Below are 15195 nucleotides of genomic sequence, written 5' to 3'. Positions count from 1 at the left end.
TAGTGCGGGCACAAAACAAGGCGGGCAGGCGGCGCCATGCGATCCTGAACCATCTGGGTGCTACGGGCATGGCGGCAGTTTTGTCGGTGTCGGGACAGACCGTGTTGGCACAAGCGACCAATCCAGCCACATCGGTCGAGCAACAAAACGCACAGCGATTGCAACAGCTCGCTGCGACCCCGCGCCAAACGGGGCCTGTGGTGATTAGCCCTGAGGCCTCTAGCGGCGAGATCGCGCCTGCGGGCGGGCCAACAGTGCGTCTTGTCGGTGTGGAATTCACCACCTCGGATTTTCTCACACAGGCCGATCTGGATGCGGTGCTTGTCAAATACGTTGGCAAGCAGATTGATTTCTCGCAAATCCAGCGCCTCGTGCAAGACATCAACGACCTCTACACAGAGAAGGGCGTGATCACGGCCAGCGCGGTCTTGCCGCCGCAAACCCTCGATCGCGGCATTCTCAAGGTGCAACTTGTCGAAGGCAAACTGGCGTCGGTCGCTATGAGCGGCAACAAACAGGTGCCAGACCAATTCGTGCTTGATCGGGTGCGCCTGACACGCGGCGAAGATACGGTGGATGTGCCATCAGCGGCCACAGACATCAATCGTTTCAACAAGATATACAATGCGCAGCTGCGCATGTCGCTTCAGCCAGGGGCCAGTTTTGGCACGACCGATCTGGCGCTACAACTGACCGAGCCCAAAACCAACCAACTGTCGTTCTTTCTGGACAACCAAGGTGTGAACTCGACAGGGCAGGCACAGCTTGGGGCCTTCTACCACCGTTACAGCCTGTTCACGCCTGACGACAATTTCCTCGCCTTTGGTACTGTGGCCGAGGGCAGCGTGTCGGGGACATTGTCCTATGATGCACCCATCTCCCCGTTGGGGACGCGGTTGAGCGTGACCTATAGCGGGTCGCAGATCAAAGTCGTAGATGGCCCGTCAGAGCCGCTCAATATCAAAGGCAAGTCGCATTCTCTCGCGGCGTCGCTGTCACATCCGATGTTCATCTCGCCTGAATGGGCGGTGTTTGGTGTGGCGGGCACCTCTTTTGGCGTCTCCGAATCCAAATCGAACAGCACACCGTTGGTCGATTCAAAGACGGAGAAATATTCGCTGGGGCTGAACGCTTCGTTTGCGAACCAGAAGATGGCGTTTTCGATCAGCCCGCAGATCACCTACGCGGTGGCGAACGATTACCTCGCCCCCTCGACGCGTGACATTGGGCTGTTCACGGGGTCATTTAATGGCACCTATCAATTGGACAACGGCATCGCGTTGACGACCAATGGGGCGTGGCAATACACCAATTCCAAACTTCTGCCCGGGGACCTGCTGTTTCAGATCGGCGGCCCCTCAACGGTACGTGGTTTCCCAAGCGACGCAGCCTCTGGCGATTCAGGGTATTTCGCCCAGTTCGAAGCGCATAAAGGCGTCTCCATCGAGGGGCTTGCCAATCAAGCGGATGTCTATGGTTTTGTCGACTTGGGTGCAGTCTATTCAACGTTCCCCGAAGAAGTGTTCCTGATGTCAGCAGGCGTTGGGGTCACCTTTGCACTAAGCGACAAGGTCAAGTTTGAACTGGGGCTCGGTGTGCCGCTTGTCCAAGCTGTGGCAAATCAGGATGCCGCGACACTCTACGCTCGCCTGACTGCGGTCACTTTCTGACCAGAACGGCTACAAAGGCAGGGGCCGCCACCGTCCTCTTCGCCACATAATTTCTCGTCGCTTTTCAAGAATTGATCAGCTAACCTTTTCAAAACATGGACCGAGTTGTCCTGTCTCACCAAAAGTAAGGATGAATATGACCAAGCAATTGATGATCTACGAGCGGGCGGTCCCTGTGTCCTCACAAAGCCACAGGGAGTGGTCGGTGAAGATGGGCAACAATTACAGCTTCGCTAACAGCGTCAATTCCGTGCCCCTTCTGGCAGCCGAGTTCCGCACCGCCGCTCAAGAATATGCCATTGTTTTTGCAGGTGACGGAAATGATGTTGTGCCCTCCGTTATCTTGGGTGTGCGTGATGGCGAGAACAGCAATGTGGACGTGGACGGGGCGTGGACGGGGAATTACGTTCCCGCGTTCTTGCGCCGCTATCCTTTTGTCTTCTCGCGGTCTGACGACCAAAAGGAATTTGTCCTGTGCATCGACGAGAGCTTTGACGGGTTCAACACCGACGGCAAAGGCGAACGCCTGTTCGACTCCGAGGGGGAGCGCACCGCCTTCCTCAAGGACAAGCTGACGTTTGTAAGTGAATACCAAACACTGTTCGAGCGCACAGCGGTGTTCTGCAAACGTCTGCAAGAACATAACCTGCTCGACGAGGCGCAAGCGCAGTTCAACCTCGCTGACGGTCAAACCGCTGCACTGTCAGGTTTCTTTACGATCAATCGCGAAAAGCTCAAGGCGCTCCCCTCGGAGGTGTTGCTTGAGATGATGGGCACGGACGAATTGGAACTGTGCTACGCGCATCTGTTCTCGCTCGGCAATCTGACACCAATGGCGCAAAAAGTCACCGGATCGGCGCCGCAAGTTAGCGCGACCGCCAAGAAGAAAACGACAGCCAAGGCAAAGACGAAAACCGACGCTTAAAACACCGCGATCTGGCCCGCAGTCTAGTGGCGCCAGATCGTGTCGTATCCGTCGTCAGGTTTGTTCTCACAAATGCCGCTGTAAGTCGTGGTTCGCCGTGTGGCCCCGATTTTCACCTGACGGCAAGTGTTCGAAGGAAGAACCATCCATTGTTATCCCCCACAAATTCATCGTGGCAGATTGAAGCTAGTGTCGGGCATCCTACGGAAATCAGTAAAAGCCAAGTTTTTTAGGCCTTCAAGCCCTTAAAAATAAGGGGAAATGGCGGAGAGACAGGGATTCGAACCCTGGGAACCCGTGAAGGCTCAACGGTTTTCGAGACCGCCCCGTTCGACCACTCCGGCACCTCTCCGCGGGCAAGTGGTGGTGCGATTTAGCCGCCCTTTTTGGTGACTGCAAGCCTCTTTTGTAATAAATTTCCATTGAGTGTGATTTCTGGTCTTTGCTCCAGCCTTAGGCGCAATGCCGCAGATGTGTTTTCGTGTGGCTTGGCAAAGAGCGGGGCGGCGCTTAGATGTGGGGATAAAGGACACGCCCGCTAGGTGTTGTCCTATAATTTACTGTGAGGATGGCCCCGAATGCCCAAGCACCTTTCGCTGCTCAAAATCGTTTTATCCGTATTGATGGCGGCGCTTTTGGCGGTCTCGCTTGCGCGCGGTGCGAAGGCCGAGCCAACAGCGCAGCCGGTTGATGCCTTGATCGAGGCGCTCCGGATGCCCGAGATTGTTGACGTTCTGGCCAACGAAGGGCGGGCGATGATTGACGATCTTGATCGGGACGACGACGGCATCCCGCGCAGTGCGTGGGTGAATATGCTGGCCGATCTGTATCGGTCTGATGTGATGCTTGAGGCGTTCCGCGTCGAGATGGCCAAAGCGTTGGACGGAGTGGATGTCGCGCCGATTGTGACGTTTTTCGAGACGGATTTGGGAAGGACCATTGCGCAGGTCGAACTGGATGCGCGGATCGCAATGGGCGACGAGGGGATGGAAGATGTGGCGGCTCAGGCATGGGCTGAACTGCCCGCTGACAGCCCGCGCGCCCTGTTGATCGAGGACTACGTGGCCGCCAATGATCTGGTCGAGATGAACGTAGTGGGCGCGATGAATGCCGACTACGCCTATATGATCGGTTTGGGTCAAACTGGTGACGCGGAGGCGATGCCTTCGGACGAGGATATTCTGCGCGAAATCTGGAGCTATGAACCGGAAGTGCGGGCCGATGTCTCGGAATGGATCTACAGCTACTCGACACTGGCGTATGAATCGTTGAGCGATGACGAGTTCGCGCAGTACATCGCATTTTCCAAATCTGCGGAGGGGAGCAAGCTCAACTACGCCTTGTTCGCCACATTCGATGCAGTTTACTCTGATTTGTCGCGTGCGCTCGGGGCAGGGACGGGGCAGCTGATGCAGGTCTTTAGTGGACAGGAGTTGTAGTGGGGCGGCAGAGCAGAAAACGGTGATAATTCGCCTGATTTTCCTGACTCTACGCTTGACTTGAGGGCGGCGTTCCACGATACACGCGCCACTTGGCGTACCTTTTGGTGCGATCGGGTGGTTATCTATTGGTCAATGGCGCGATGCGTCTGTCTCGGTTGAGATGGCTAAGGTAGCAAAATTAATGACAATCTCGTCTCCGTAGAGGGACGCGCTGTCTGAGGTAATAAACGTTGGGACATTGAGCCCAAGACCAAAGGACGCGGGTATATAGAAAAGGACGACTGCATGTTTGCGGTTCTGAAAACCGGCGGTAAGCAATATAAAGTGCAAAAAGGTGACATTTTGCGCGTTGAGAAACTTGCCGCTGAAGCTGGTGAAACACTCCAGTTCAACGAGATTTTGATGGTTGGTTCCACCATCGGTGCGCCCTACGTTGCTGGCGCAGGCGTTCAAGCGGAAGTGATCGACCAGATCAAGGGTAAGAAAGTTATCCACTTCGTTAAGCGTCGTCGTAAGCACTCGTCGAAGCGCACCAAAGGCCACCGTCAGCAGCTTACGCTTCTGCGTGTGACCGACATCCTTGAAAAAGGTGCTGATAAATCCGGCGTGAAAGCTGCTCAAGGCGCAGGATCTGTTCCTGGCGTTGCGAAAGCTGCCGCTCCGAAAAAAGCCGCTGCTCCTAAAGCAGCTGCGAAAGCCAAAGCGCCTGCCGCTTCCGGTGCTGACGATCTGACCGCCATCACTGGCGTCGGTCCCGCAGCTGCTGCGAAGTTGAATGACGCTGGCATCACCACCTTCGCGCAGCTCGCTGCCGTAGATGCGGCAACCTTCGACGCCGTAAAAGTGAAGCCCGAGTGGGTTGAACAAGCCAAAGAACTGGCTAAGTAAGCGATAAGTTAGGAGATACTACCATGGCACATAAAAAAGCAGGCGGTTCATCCCGTAACGGTCGCGACTCAGCAGGTCGCCGTCTTGGCGTCAAGTTGTACGGCGGTGAGACAGCAATTGCTGGTAACATCATCGTGCGTCAGCGCGGCACAAAGTTCTGGCCAGGCGAGGGCGTAGGCCTTGGTCGTGACCACACGATCTTTGCAACGACCGACGGCAAAGTGACCTTCCACAAAGGTCTCAAGAAGCGCACCTTCATTTCCGTGCTTCCGGTGGCGGAGGCCGCTGAATAAGCCGACCCGAAACGGTTTGAGAAAATCAGGGGGATCGGCGAAAGCCGGTCCCTTTCTTATTTTGTGGGTCACATTTGATCGAAACGTAATGTTATGGGGATAGACCCAAATGGCCGTTCCCGATCAAATCGTTGTTTTGCGTGACATTTTATATCCATCCCGCACATAGACGGGGCGGATTGCGCGAGGCCCTTTCGAGGAGGAAAGGACATGACAGTCATTATGACGGATTTACCCAAGACACCGATGTCGCCCGCTCTGGGTGAGCAGCCTGTGATCGAGACGGAGCGGTTTACGCTGCGCCCGCCACGGATCTCTGACCAAGGTCTTTTGCATCTTTATGCTGGTGATAAACGTGTGGCGAATGCGACGCGGTCCATCCCGCATCCTTTGCCACCCGAGGCGACCGAGGCCTTTATCAAACGCGCAAGCGATCCGGAACGCAGCCAGCAGACATGGGTTCTGGATGGCGCGGCTCAAGGTTTGTCCGAAGTGCTTGGTGTGATTTCGCTCAAGCCGCTCGACCGTGATCAGTGCGAAGTGAGCTTCTGGGTGGCTCCGTCCTTTTGGGGCACAGGTCTGGCCCGCACGGCTGTAAAGGCCATTGTGGATGCCAACCCCCTCAAGTCAAAGACGATTTTCGCGTCCATCTTTCAGGACAATCAGGCCTCTGCCCGTGTTGTGACCTTTGCAGGGTTCCAATATTTGGGCGACGCAGAGGCCTATTGCGTGTCGCGGGAGGCGACGGTGAAAACATGGACCTACCTGTGTAAAACCGCGTAACCGCGAAAACAGCACAGTACATTTTGGGCGGGCGCGCGTGGCAAACGGGCGCTCGTCGTCGTTTTGGCGCAGATTAGGACGTGACATCACGTGGTTTGATATCTCAACTCAAACAACCTGCATTGAGTTTGCCGCCCACAGCAGGTAATCCTGCGCCAAGCGCCCCGTTTTGGGGTAGATAAGGACATAGACATGAAATTCCTCGATCTCGCCAAGGTATATATCCGCTCAGGTTCGGGCGGAAACGGCTGTGTGTCGTTTCGGCGCGAGAAATACATCGAGTACGGCGGCCCGAATGGCGGCGACGGCGGTAAGGGCGGTTCGGTTATTATTGAGGCTGTTGACGGTCTCAACACCTTGATCGACTTTCGCTATCAACAGCACTTCTTTGCCCAAAACGGCCAAGCGGGCATGGGCAACAACCGCACAGGTAAAGACGGGCAGGACATCATCTTGCGTGTCCCTGCGGGGACCGAAATTCTCGACGAGGATCAAGAGACGGTCCTGTTGGATATGACGGAAGTGGGACAGCGCGTCGTCTTTGCCAAGGGCGGCAACGGCGGGTGGGGCAACTCCCACTTCAAAAGCTCCACCAACCAAGCGCCGCGTTCGGCCAATCCGGGCCTTGAGGGGCTTGAGCGCACTATTTGGTTGCGCCTGAAACTGATCGCGGATGCGGGGCTCTTGGGGCTGCCCAATGCGGGCAAATCAACGTTCCTCGCGGCCACCTCCAATGCGCGACCCAAGATTGCCGATTACCCCTTCACCACCTTGCACCCCAACCTCGGCGTTGTGGGCATTGATGGTGCGGAATTTGTGGTCGCTGACATTCCCGGCCTGATCGAAGGTGCTTCTGAAGGGCGCGGTCTTGGTGATCTGTTCCTCGGGCACGTTGAACGCTGCGCAGTGCTGTTGCACCTTGTGGATGGCACGTCAGAGGATGTTGTGGGCGATTACCAGACCATTATCGACGAGATTTCGAACTACAACGATGTGCTTGGCGGCAAGCCCCGCATCACGGTTCTCAACAAGGTGGACAGCCTTCTTGAGGAAGAAATCGAAGAGAAGATTGCCGCACTGCAAGAGGCCAGCGGCGAACGGGTCTACACGATGTCGGGCGTGTCCAAAGCGGGCGTCGATACGGTATTGCGTGCGCTGAAGGCCGAGATTTCGATGGATCGTCTGCGTGTCAAAAAACTTGAGACGAAAGGCGACGACGAGGAAGAAGAGTCGTGGAAACCCTAACCGCCACATCGCTTTCTGACGCCAAAACCATTGTCGTCAAAATCGGCTCGGCCTTGTTGGTCGAGCAGGGCGCGTTACGTTCTGCGTGGCTTGACGGGTTGGCCGAAGATGTGGCGATGCTGCGTGCGAATGGCGCACGGGTGGTGATCGTCTCGTCTGGCTCGATCGCTTTGGGACGCGGTGTGCTGCATCTGCCAGCGGGGGCGTTGCCCTTGGAGCAGTCACAGGCAGCGGCAGCTGCGGGCCAAATTCGTTTGGCGCGTGCTTATCAAGAGGCGCTTGACCCCCGTCAGATCACTACGGCACAGATCCTGTTGACCCTTGAGGACACGGCGGATCGTCGTCGCTATCTCAACGCTCGCGCCACTTTGGATGCGCTTTTGTCACTTGGCGCTGTGCCAATTGTGAACGAGAATGATACCGTCGCCACCGATGAAATCCGCTATGGTGACAACGACCGTCTGGCTGCGCAAATCGCGGTGATGATCGGCGCGGACCATCTGGTTTTGCTCTCCGATATCGACGGGCTTTATACCGCCAACCCTGCAACCGACCCTGAGGCCACGCATATCCCGCGCGTGGACGCCATTACGCCCGAGATCGAGGCGATGGCAGGGGAGCCTGTTTCGGGCCTGTCCAAAGGCGGGATGAAGACCAAGGTGTTGGCCGCGAAAACGGCTATTGCGGGTGGCTGTGCCATGTCCATCACGCAAGGGGATGTCTCACGCCCGCTCAAAGCGCTCATGGACGGCGGGCGCTCTACGGTGTTTGTCCCCGTGGGCGATCCTGCTCATGCCCGCAAGAACTGGATCGGAGCGATGAAGCCCAAGGGCGAGATTATCGTTGATGCCGGTGCCGTGACAGCCTTGGGCAAGGGGAAGTCTCTCCTCCCTGCGGGCGTTGAGGACGTTGTGGGCCTGTTCGGGCGCGGCGATCCGGTTGTGATCATCGGGCCGACGGGCAAACGCATTGGCATGGGCCTGACCCGCTACACTTCGGCAGAGGCGGAGGCGATCAAGGGCGCACAGACAACAGATATCGAGGCGATCCTCGGCTACACGGGCCGAGCCGCATTGATCCACAGGGATGATATGGTGCTATGACTGACGATATGAACATTTCCGAGGTGATGACCGACATCGGTAAGCGCGCCAAAGCGGCGGCGGCTGACCTGTCTTACGCCTCAGCAGAGCGCAAACACGCTGCTTTGATTTCTGCGGCGGATGCGCTTTGGGCGCGACGCGCGGACATCATTGCGGCCAATGAGAAAGACCTCGCATTCGGGCGCGACAAGGGGCTGTCTGATGCGATGATGGACCGTTTGATGCTCGACGAGGATCGCATTCGCGCCATTATGGATGCGCTGCGCACCATTGCGGAGCAAAACGATCCCGTGGGCGAAGTGATCGCGGAGTGGGATCGTCCCAACGGGTTGCATATCAAACGCGTGCGCACGCCCCTCGGCGTCATTGGCGTGATCTACGAAAGCCGTCCTAATGTGACCGCCGACGCAGGCGCGTTGTGCCTCAAGGCGGGCAATGCGGTGATCCTGCGTGGCGGTTCCGAGAGTTTTCACAGTTCCGGCCTGATCCACGAATGTCTGCAACAGGGGCTCAAGGACGCAGGCCTGCCCGTGGATGCCATCCAACGTGTTCCGACCCGTGATCGTGCCGCTGTCAAAGAGCTATTGACGATGACCGACTACGTGGACGTGATCGTGCCCCGTGGGGGGAAAGGCCTTGTCGGTCTTGTGCAACGCGAGGCCCGTGTGCCCGTTTTTGCCCACCTCGACGGGGTTGTGCATATCTACATCGACAAGGACGCCGACCCGCAAAAGGCGCTCGATGTGGTGGTCAATGCGAAGACGCGGCGCACGGGGATTTGCGGCGCGGCTGAATGCCTGCTCATCCACAAGGATATTGCCGATAGCCTTGGGGCTGCGGTGATTGAGGCGCTGATCGAAAAGGGGATCGAAGTGCGCGGTGACGCGGCACTCCAGTCTCTCGCGGGTGTCGTTCCAGCCACGCAGGACGATTGGGGCCATGAGTATCTCGACAGTATCATCGCTGCGAAGGTGGTTGACGATGTCGATGGAGCCATTGCCCATATCCATGCCAATTCATCAAGCCACACCGATTGCGTGATCACCGAGAACGCCGATGTCGTGGCGCGGTTCTTTGAACGGGTGGACAGCGCCATTGTGATGCACAACTCGTCAACGCAGTTTGCGGATGGTGGAGAGTTTGGCATGGGCGCGGAGATCGGCATTGCGACGGGGAAAATGCACGCCCGCGGTCCCGTTGGGGCCGAGCAACTGACATCTTTCAAATATCTTGTGACGTCTGACGGGGCTACTCGTTCCTAAGGCAAGCGATCCAAAACTGAAAAACGCGGACCTTGATTTGAGGTCCGCGTTTTGTTTTGGCGTAAGGGGCGTGATGTCGCTCAGGCTTGCAAGATCAAAACGCCGTCTTGGTCGCCGTGTTTGATACGGCGCCCGATCAGATTGGCCTGAAGCGGGGCGAGGATAAATTGCACTTGTGCGGGTTTGAGTGTGTCGACTTCGGTGATTGATCCCAAACGCGCCCAAAGTGCGGGATCGGGCTCAAGGCGTTCTGCGCGGGCCACAACCGTCCATTGCCCGTCATGGTGGCTGACCTGTATCACCCCACCACGCGGCATGGCCGTTTCGATACACATCATCATGAGGCAGGCAAGTTTGACCTCTTCGCGCGGCTGATCGTCCTCAACGGCCCAGTCATAGGTGAGACGGTTGGTGGCCAGCGCCTTGCATATGGAGCGCATTTCGGCGGCGCCCGTCATTTGACCTGTGGTGGCTTGCCCAAAGGCGATACGGAATAGTTTGACCCGTGCGTTGGCATTCTCGACACTATCGGAGATAAGGCTAAGCTCGGAATTGTCGGTGGTGCCAGACAAGCCAAGCAATTCTACGCCATTGGAAATGGCTCCGATTGGGCTAATGAGGTCATGGCAGATACGAGAGCCGAGGAGGGCGGCAATCTGTGTTGCGTGCTCTTGGGGCATTTTGGGGTCCTTCTACGGGCACGATTGGAGTTTTGAACGAATGAAAGAAGATTTGAACGCTATGCTTGAACCTGGCCAACTGGTCCGGCATCCGACACAAAACGCGTGGGGCACAGGACAGGTACAATCCAACATAAATGGTAAACTAACTGTTATGTTTCTGCATGAAGGGAAAGTTGTCATCGACAGTTCCCGCATTGCACTCCTTCCCGTTTATGAATGATCATGAAATGACACAAAGAGGCGTCATCCATAAGCCTAGGGTGGCGTGAATCCCAAGTTAATTCAACTGTAAGTTGATATTTGCCGCGAAGAATTGACCATTTTGTTGCATTGGGGCGGCGAAGCCCGTAAGACCCGTCCACCCATTTAACGGAATTTCAGACTATGAATGAGCAGCAGCCGCAGTTCGAACTGCGCTTTGCCAAGAGCGACGCAGATTTAAGGGCGGCCCAACGGCTGCGCTATCGCGTCTTCGTTGAGGAGCTTGGCTCCGATGGGGATATGGTGGACCATGCTCTGCAATTGGAACGCGATGAATACGATCCCCACTATGAACATCTGATGTTGTTGGACCGCGCTCGCTCGGATGACCCTTTAGAGCAATGCGTGGCCGTCTACCGTTTGTTGACGGGGGAGACGGCTGAAAAATTGGGAAGTTTCTATACCGAGGGCGAATATGATCTCTCGGTGCTCAAAGCCTCGGGAAAGCAGTTGCTTGAACTTGGCCGGTCCTGTGTGGCCCCCGATTATCGTGGCGGTACGGCCCTGTTCCATATGTGGGCGGGTCTGGCCAAATTCGTGTTTGAGGGCGGCTATGACGTGCTCTTTGGGGTAGCTTCCTTTCACGGGACAGATATTGCGAAACTGGCTGAACCGCTGTCGCTTCTCCATCACCGTCACCTTGCCCCTGAAGCTCTGCGGGTCCGTGCGGTTGAGGATCACTACCAAAACATGGATCTGATCCCGGAAGAGCAGATCGACCGCCCAAGAGCGATGCGGGCCATTCCGCCGTTGATCAAGGCCTATCTGCGCACCGGTGGAACCGTGGGCGAGGGGGCTTTTATCGACAGGGCGTTCAATACCGTCGATGTATGTCTGATCCTTGACACCACGCAAATCCCGCAGCGCCAAAAAGATATGTATATCAAGGGGCACGGTCTATGAGCGATCCGATGTGGGATAGCAAAATCCCGCCAGCGGAAGTCACACCTGTTGCGGGAGGAACGTGGCGGATGGTGCGGCGCGGTGTGCCGATCCTCGTGATGATTGTGCTGTGTCTCGTGCTGATGATGCTGACCCGCGCTGTGGAGCGTCTGTTCAAAGGGGCAAGACGCCCGTGGTCGTCGGTCTTTCCGCGGTTTGTGTCGCGCAATGCCCTACGTCTGTTGGGGATTGGTTTAGAGGTCACGGGGCAACCGATGCGCCACCACGGCGCGGTGGTGGCCAATCATTCCGCTTGGCTCGACATTTTCGTCCTCAACGCCGTGCAGCGAATTTTCTTTGTCTCGAAAGCGGAAGTGGCCAATTGGGCAGGCATAGGACCAATGGCTAAGGCCGCGGGTACTGTGTTTATCAAACGTGACCGCAAAGACGCCGCCGTGCAAAAGCAGATGTTCGAGGAGCGTCTTCATATGGGGCATAAGCTGTTGTTTTTCCCTGAAGGCACCTCAAGCGATGGTCTCAGGGTCTTGCCGTTCAAACCGACCCTGTTTGCCGCGTTTTTTGCACCCGAATTGCGCGACGAGGTCTATGTTCAACCCGTCTCCGTGGCTTATGTCGCCCCAACGGGCGAAGAGCCACGGTTTTACGGGTGGTGGGGCAACATGGAATTTGTCCCGTCCTTGATCAAGGTGTTCAAAGCTCCACGTCAGGGCCATGTGCATGTAACTTTCCACGATCCGATTGCAGTGGCCGATGTGGACGATCGCAAAGAGATGGCGCGCCTGTGTGAGCAGGCCGTGCGCAGCGGCCTGCCTGAGACTCCCAAAGAATATCTGGACGTATAATCGCGTCTACGACATGACCGCGATCAAAGCGCCAAGGGCGCCCACAGGATCGTCAGTGGCCCAGATTTCCTCACCAACGGCAAAGAAGTCGGTGACAGATGTGAGATCACGCACGATGTCGACCGTCAGAGCGCCTTCGGCCACAACGGGTACTTCGATCATTTCCGACCACCACGCAAACAGTTCTTTTTCCGCTTTGGTGCCATCGCCCAGATCGGTATCGCCCACGGGGCCAAAGGCGATGTAATCCGCGCCAATCTCACCTGCGGTCATGCCGTCATGGCGCGACGCCCCGCAATAGGTGCCGACAATGGCGTCATCGCCCAAGGTCTTGCGGACTTTGCGAATGGTGCGTGCGCCATCGGTGAGATGCACGCCATCAAGCCCATGACGCTCGGCCAAGGCCACATGGCTGTCGATCACAATCGCCACGTCGCGGGCGTGGCACACTTCGCGGCAGGCATCGGCCGCACGGCCCAAGGTCTCTTCGTCCTTGGTCGCCAGAGCGAGACGCACACAGGCAATCTCATGTGCATCCAAAACCGCGCTCAATTGCGCGGGGAAGGTGTCGACGTCAAAAGCGGCAGGGGTGATGAGATAAATCTGTGGGCGGTCAAGAGCGTCGGAATTGGGCTGATCGGACATGTGGGTCATCCTCATGGGGCGTTTTGCACTGCTATAACGGTATTCTCCTGTGGGCGGAAGAGTTTGCGCACGGGTGATTTACAGGGGATCTATGCGCCCCCCTCGATTGGCGCCTGCCACAAGAACCTCTCTTGCATGGTTGGGCCGTCCATCCTATCACGCGCAAACACCTGTCCAACGGAAAGTGCCAATGTCCAACCCTGTGTCTAACACCGATGAGATCGACGTTTCTGATCCCAAACTGCTCGGTCCCACGCCAGCATTCATTCTCGTGCGACCACAGATGGGCGAGAATATCGGCGGGGCGGCCCGTGCGATGTGGAACTTCGGCCTTGATCGGATGCGCGTTGTGGCTCCGCGTGACGGTTGGCCAAGCGAAAGCGCCGTGGCGATGGCTTCGGGGGCAGGGCGATTACTCGACGAAGCAGGGCATTACGACAGCGTGCAAGATGCAATTGCCGATTGCGATTACGTCTTTGCCACCACCGCGCGGATGCGCGACATCACCAAACCCGTGATGAGCCCTGAGCGGGCCATGGAACACGCCCGCGCCATTCGCGCCCAAGGCGGCAAGGTCGGCGTGTTGTTCGGACCAGAGCGCGCGGGCCTTGAGAACGACGATGTGATCCAAGCCAATGCGCTCATCTCCATCCCCGTGAACCCCGAGTTTCCCTCGCTCAACCTCGCGCAGGCGGTGTTGCTCAACGCCTATGAATGGCAGCGCCAAACCACCGAGGTGGTGCCCGAAGTGGTGATGATGGCCAGCACAGAATGGGCGGGTCTGGTCGAGGTTCAAAAGCTCGCAGATCACTACGAGGAAACGCTTGAGGCTGCAGGGCTGTTCTATCCTGAGGATAAAGCGGCTTCGATGAAGGCGGTTCTGCGCAATATGTGGAGCCGGATGCCACTGACCCGCGCCGATGTGCAGGTGTTCCACGGCATGATGCGCCAGATGAAACGCTGGAAAGAACGCGGTTAGGCGCGCCGCGTTCTGCCCGCGACACTTTTTCTGCCTCTGAGAGCGAGGCAAATCACCCGCAAGGTGTTGCCCTTCGTCGTGCTGCTGCCTAGGTTCACGGCAAGATAAAATGAGGGGCCGAACCATGGCGCAGAAACGCTCGATCTTCGAAGACGTCAGCACAGCAGACAAACCAACACCCGCACCACGCGGCGGCTTGATCGACAAGCACGGGCAGGGCGCGCGCGGCGCGATCCGTATCTGGCTGTTCGTTCTCTTTGCAATGGTCATGGCGATGATTGCCGTGGGCGGTTTGACGCGCTTGACAGACAGTGGCCTGTCCATCACCGAGTGGAAACCCGTCACGGGAGCTATGCCGCCCTTGTCCACCGAGGCGTGGGCAGACGAGTTTGCGAAATACCAAAGCAGCCCCGAATACGTGTTGCAAAACGAGGGCATGTCCCTCTCCGAATTCAAACAGATTTACTGGTGGGAATGGGGCCACCGTCAGCTTGGCCGCACCATTGGTCTGGTCTGGGCTTTTGGGTTTCTGGGCTTTGCCCTTGCGCGCAAAGTGCCAACGGGGTGGTATCCACGACTGTTCCTGATTGGCGCTTTGGGTGGATTACAGGGTGCAATCGGTTGGTGGATGGTCGCTTCGGGCCTTGAGGGCGAGATGGTCGATGTCGCCTCTTACCGACTGGCCACGCACCTTGGTCTGGCTTTTGTGATTCTCGGATTTATCGCATGGTTCGTCTTTCAGTTGGGCCGCACCGAGGCACAGATGTTGCAGGCGCGGCGTTCAGCGGACGCCAAACTGTTCAGCCTGTCCACGGGGATGTTGCATTTCGCCTTCCTGCAAATCCTGCTCGGCGCATTGGTTGCAGGGATCGACGCAGGGCGCGGTTATACCGATTGGCCGCTGATGGGCGGACAGATCCTGCCGCCTGATCCGTTTGAATTGACGCCCGTGTGGCGCAACTTCTTTGAAAATCCTGCGACGGTGCAGTTCATTCACCGCGTGTCGGGTTATCTGCTGTTTATCTTTGGCGTTATCACATGGCTCAAAGGGCGCAAATCCGCGAACCGTGCCACGGTGGCGGCGTTTAACATGATGGGTGCGGCTTTGCTCGCGCAGGTGGTCTTGGGCATCGTAACCGTGCTCTACGGCGCTCCACTCGCACTCGGGCTTGCGCACCAAGTGGGGGCGGTTGTCCTCTTCGTTCTCATCTTGCGGGCGCGGTTTATGAGCCGCTATCCCACACAACAATCCGTTCGGGAGGGCCTCTAAT

At 57.2% G+C, this 15195-nt stretch carries 16 protein-coding genes and 1 tRNA gene; 14 read left to right on the top strand and 3 right to left on the bottom strand.

Translation table 11 applies throughout. The features are described from left to right. The first annotated feature begins 2 nt into the window (after nucleotides 1–2). Together ACN0TS_RS08020 and ACN0TS_RS08015 are read left to right on the top strand one after the other, a co-directional pair. Nucleotides 3–1670 (top strand): ShlB/FhaC/HecB family hemolysin secretion/activation protein, encoded by a 1668-nt coding sequence (locus ACN0TS_RS08020; RefSeq protein WP_417258828.1) that lies wholly within the window; start codon nucleotides 3–5, stop codon nucleotides 1668–1670. A gap of 136 nt (nucleotides 1671–1806) precedes the next feature. Further along, nucleotides 1807–2595 (top strand): SapC family protein, encoded by a 789-nt coding sequence (locus tag ACN0TS_RS08015; protein ID WP_417258827.1) that lies wholly within the window; start codon nucleotides 1807–1809, stop codon nucleotides 2593–2595. Between the two features lie 262 nt (nucleotides 2596–2857). Here the strand turns inward: ACN0TS_RS08015 and ACN0TS_RS08010 are convergent. Continuing rightward, nucleotides 2858–2947, bottom strand: a tRNA-Ser gene (locus ACN0TS_RS08010). 226 nt (nucleotides 2948–3173) lie between these two features. Here ACN0TS_RS08010 and ACN0TS_RS08005 point away from each other — a divergent pair. The 7 genes from ACN0TS_RS08005 (at nucleotide 3174) to ACN0TS_RS07975 (ending at nucleotide 9611) form a co-directional block, all read left to right on the top strand. Continuing rightward, a complete protein-coding gene (locus tag ACN0TS_RS08005) occupies nucleotides 3174–4034 on the top strand; it encodes a hypothetical protein (RefSeq protein ID WP_417258826.1) in 861 nt (286 codons plus the stop codon). A gap of 288 nt (nucleotides 4035–4322) precedes the next feature. Beyond that, nucleotides 4323–4925 (top strand): 50S ribosomal protein L21, encoded by a 603-nt coding sequence (locus tag ACN0TS_RS08000; RefSeq protein ID WP_417258825.1) that lies wholly within the window; start codon nucleotides 4323–4325, stop codon nucleotides 4923–4925. 23 nt (nucleotides 4926–4948) lie between these two features. Further along, nucleotides 4949–5218 carry a 50S ribosomal protein L27 gene (gene rpmA, locus ACN0TS_RS07995; protein ID WP_417258824.1) on the top strand — a complete coding sequence of 90 codons (270 nt, stop codon included), beginning with the start codon at nucleotides 4949–4951 and terminating at the stop codon, nucleotides 5216–5218. A 210-nt stretch (nucleotides 5219–5428) separates the two neighbouring features. Next, nucleotides 5429–6001 carry a GNAT family N-acetyltransferase gene (locus ACN0TS_RS07990; protein WP_417258823.1) on the top strand — a complete coding sequence of 191 codons (573 nt, stop codon included), beginning with the start codon at nucleotides 5429–5431 and terminating at the stop codon, nucleotides 5999–6001. Nucleotides 6002–6193: 192 nt separating this feature from the next. Then, complete coding sequence (gene obgE, locus ACN0TS_RS07985; RefSeq protein WP_417258822.1) at nucleotides 6194–7246, top strand: GTPase ObgE; 1053 nt, start codon at nucleotides 6194–6196, stop codon at nucleotides 7244–7246. Further along, nucleotides 7234–8349: a glutamate 5-kinase gene (gene proB, locus ACN0TS_RS07980; protein ID WP_417258821.1), complete on the top strand. Its 1116-nt coding sequence runs from the start codon at nucleotides 7234–7236 to the stop codon at nucleotides 8347–8349. Before obgE ends, proB begins: the two co-directional genes overlap by 13 nt. Continuing rightward, entirely contained in the window at nucleotides 8346–9611 is a 1266-nt protein-coding gene (locus tag ACN0TS_RS07975) for a glutamate-5-semialdehyde dehydrogenase (RefSeq protein ID WP_417258820.1), read from the top strand. Before proB ends, ACN0TS_RS07975 begins: the two co-directional genes overlap by 4 nt. Nucleotides 9612–9691: 80 nt before the next feature. Here the strand turns inward: ACN0TS_RS07975 and ACN0TS_RS07970 are convergent, their stop codons facing one another. Beyond that, on the bottom strand, nucleotides 9692–10291 hold the full coding sequence (locus ACN0TS_RS07970; protein ID WP_417258819.1) for a histidine phosphotransferase family protein: 600 nt from the start codon (nucleotides 10289–10291) through the stop codon (nucleotides 9692–9694). Between ACN0TS_RS07970 and ACN0TS_RS07965 the strand changes: the two genes are divergently transcribed. The 3 genes from ACN0TS_RS07965 (at nucleotide 10209) to ACN0TS_RS07955 (ending at nucleotide 12300) form a co-directional block, all read left to right on the top strand. Then, a complete protein-coding gene (locus tag ACN0TS_RS07965; protein ID WP_417258818.1) occupies nucleotides 10209–10514 on the top strand; it encodes a DUF3553 domain-containing protein in 306 nt (101 codons plus the stop codon). The genes ACN0TS_RS07970 and ACN0TS_RS07965 overlap by 83 nt on opposite strands. Nucleotides 10515–10678: 164 nt before the next feature. Then, complete coding sequence (locus ACN0TS_RS07960) at nucleotides 10679–11458, top strand: GNAT family N-acetyltransferase (protein ID WP_417258817.1); 780 nt, start codon at nucleotides 10679–10681, stop codon at nucleotides 11456–11458. Then, on the top strand, nucleotides 11455–12300 hold the full coding sequence (locus ACN0TS_RS07955; protein WP_417258816.1) for a lysophospholipid acyltransferase family protein: 846 nt from the start codon (nucleotides 11455–11457) through the stop codon (nucleotides 12298–12300). Before ACN0TS_RS07960 ends, ACN0TS_RS07955 begins: the two co-directional genes overlap by 4 nt. 6 nt (nucleotides 12301–12306) lie before the next feature. Here the strand turns inward: ACN0TS_RS07955 and ACN0TS_RS07950 are convergent, their stop codons facing one another. Beyond that, a complete protein-coding gene (locus tag ACN0TS_RS07950; RefSeq protein WP_417258815.1) occupies nucleotides 12307–12945 on the bottom strand; it encodes a thiamine phosphate synthase in 639 nt (212 codons plus the stop codon). 190 nt (nucleotides 12946–13135) lie between these two features. Between ACN0TS_RS07950 and ACN0TS_RS07945 the strand changes: the two genes are divergently transcribed. Together ACN0TS_RS07945 and ctaA are read left to right on the top strand one after the other, a co-directional pair. Then, nucleotides 13136–13924, top strand: a complete 789-nt coding sequence (locus tag ACN0TS_RS07945; RefSeq protein WP_417258814.1) for an RNA methyltransferase — start codon at nucleotides 13136–13138, stop codon at nucleotides 13922–13924. A gap of 124 nt (nucleotides 13925–14048) precedes the next feature. Next, entirely contained in the window at nucleotides 14049–15194 is a 1146-nt protein-coding gene (gene ctaA, locus ACN0TS_RS07940; RefSeq protein WP_417258813.1) for a heme A synthase, read from the top strand. Nucleotide 15195: the final 1 nt, after the last annotated feature.

This window comes from Celeribacter sp., assembly GCF_048266405.1.
Classification (GTDB): domain Bacteria; phylum Pseudomonadota; class Alphaproteobacteria; order Rhodobacterales; family Rhodobacteraceae; genus Celeribacter.
The sequence above is the reverse complement of the archived record's forward strand: the minus strand, read 5'-3'. Positions and strand labels throughout refer to the sequence as shown.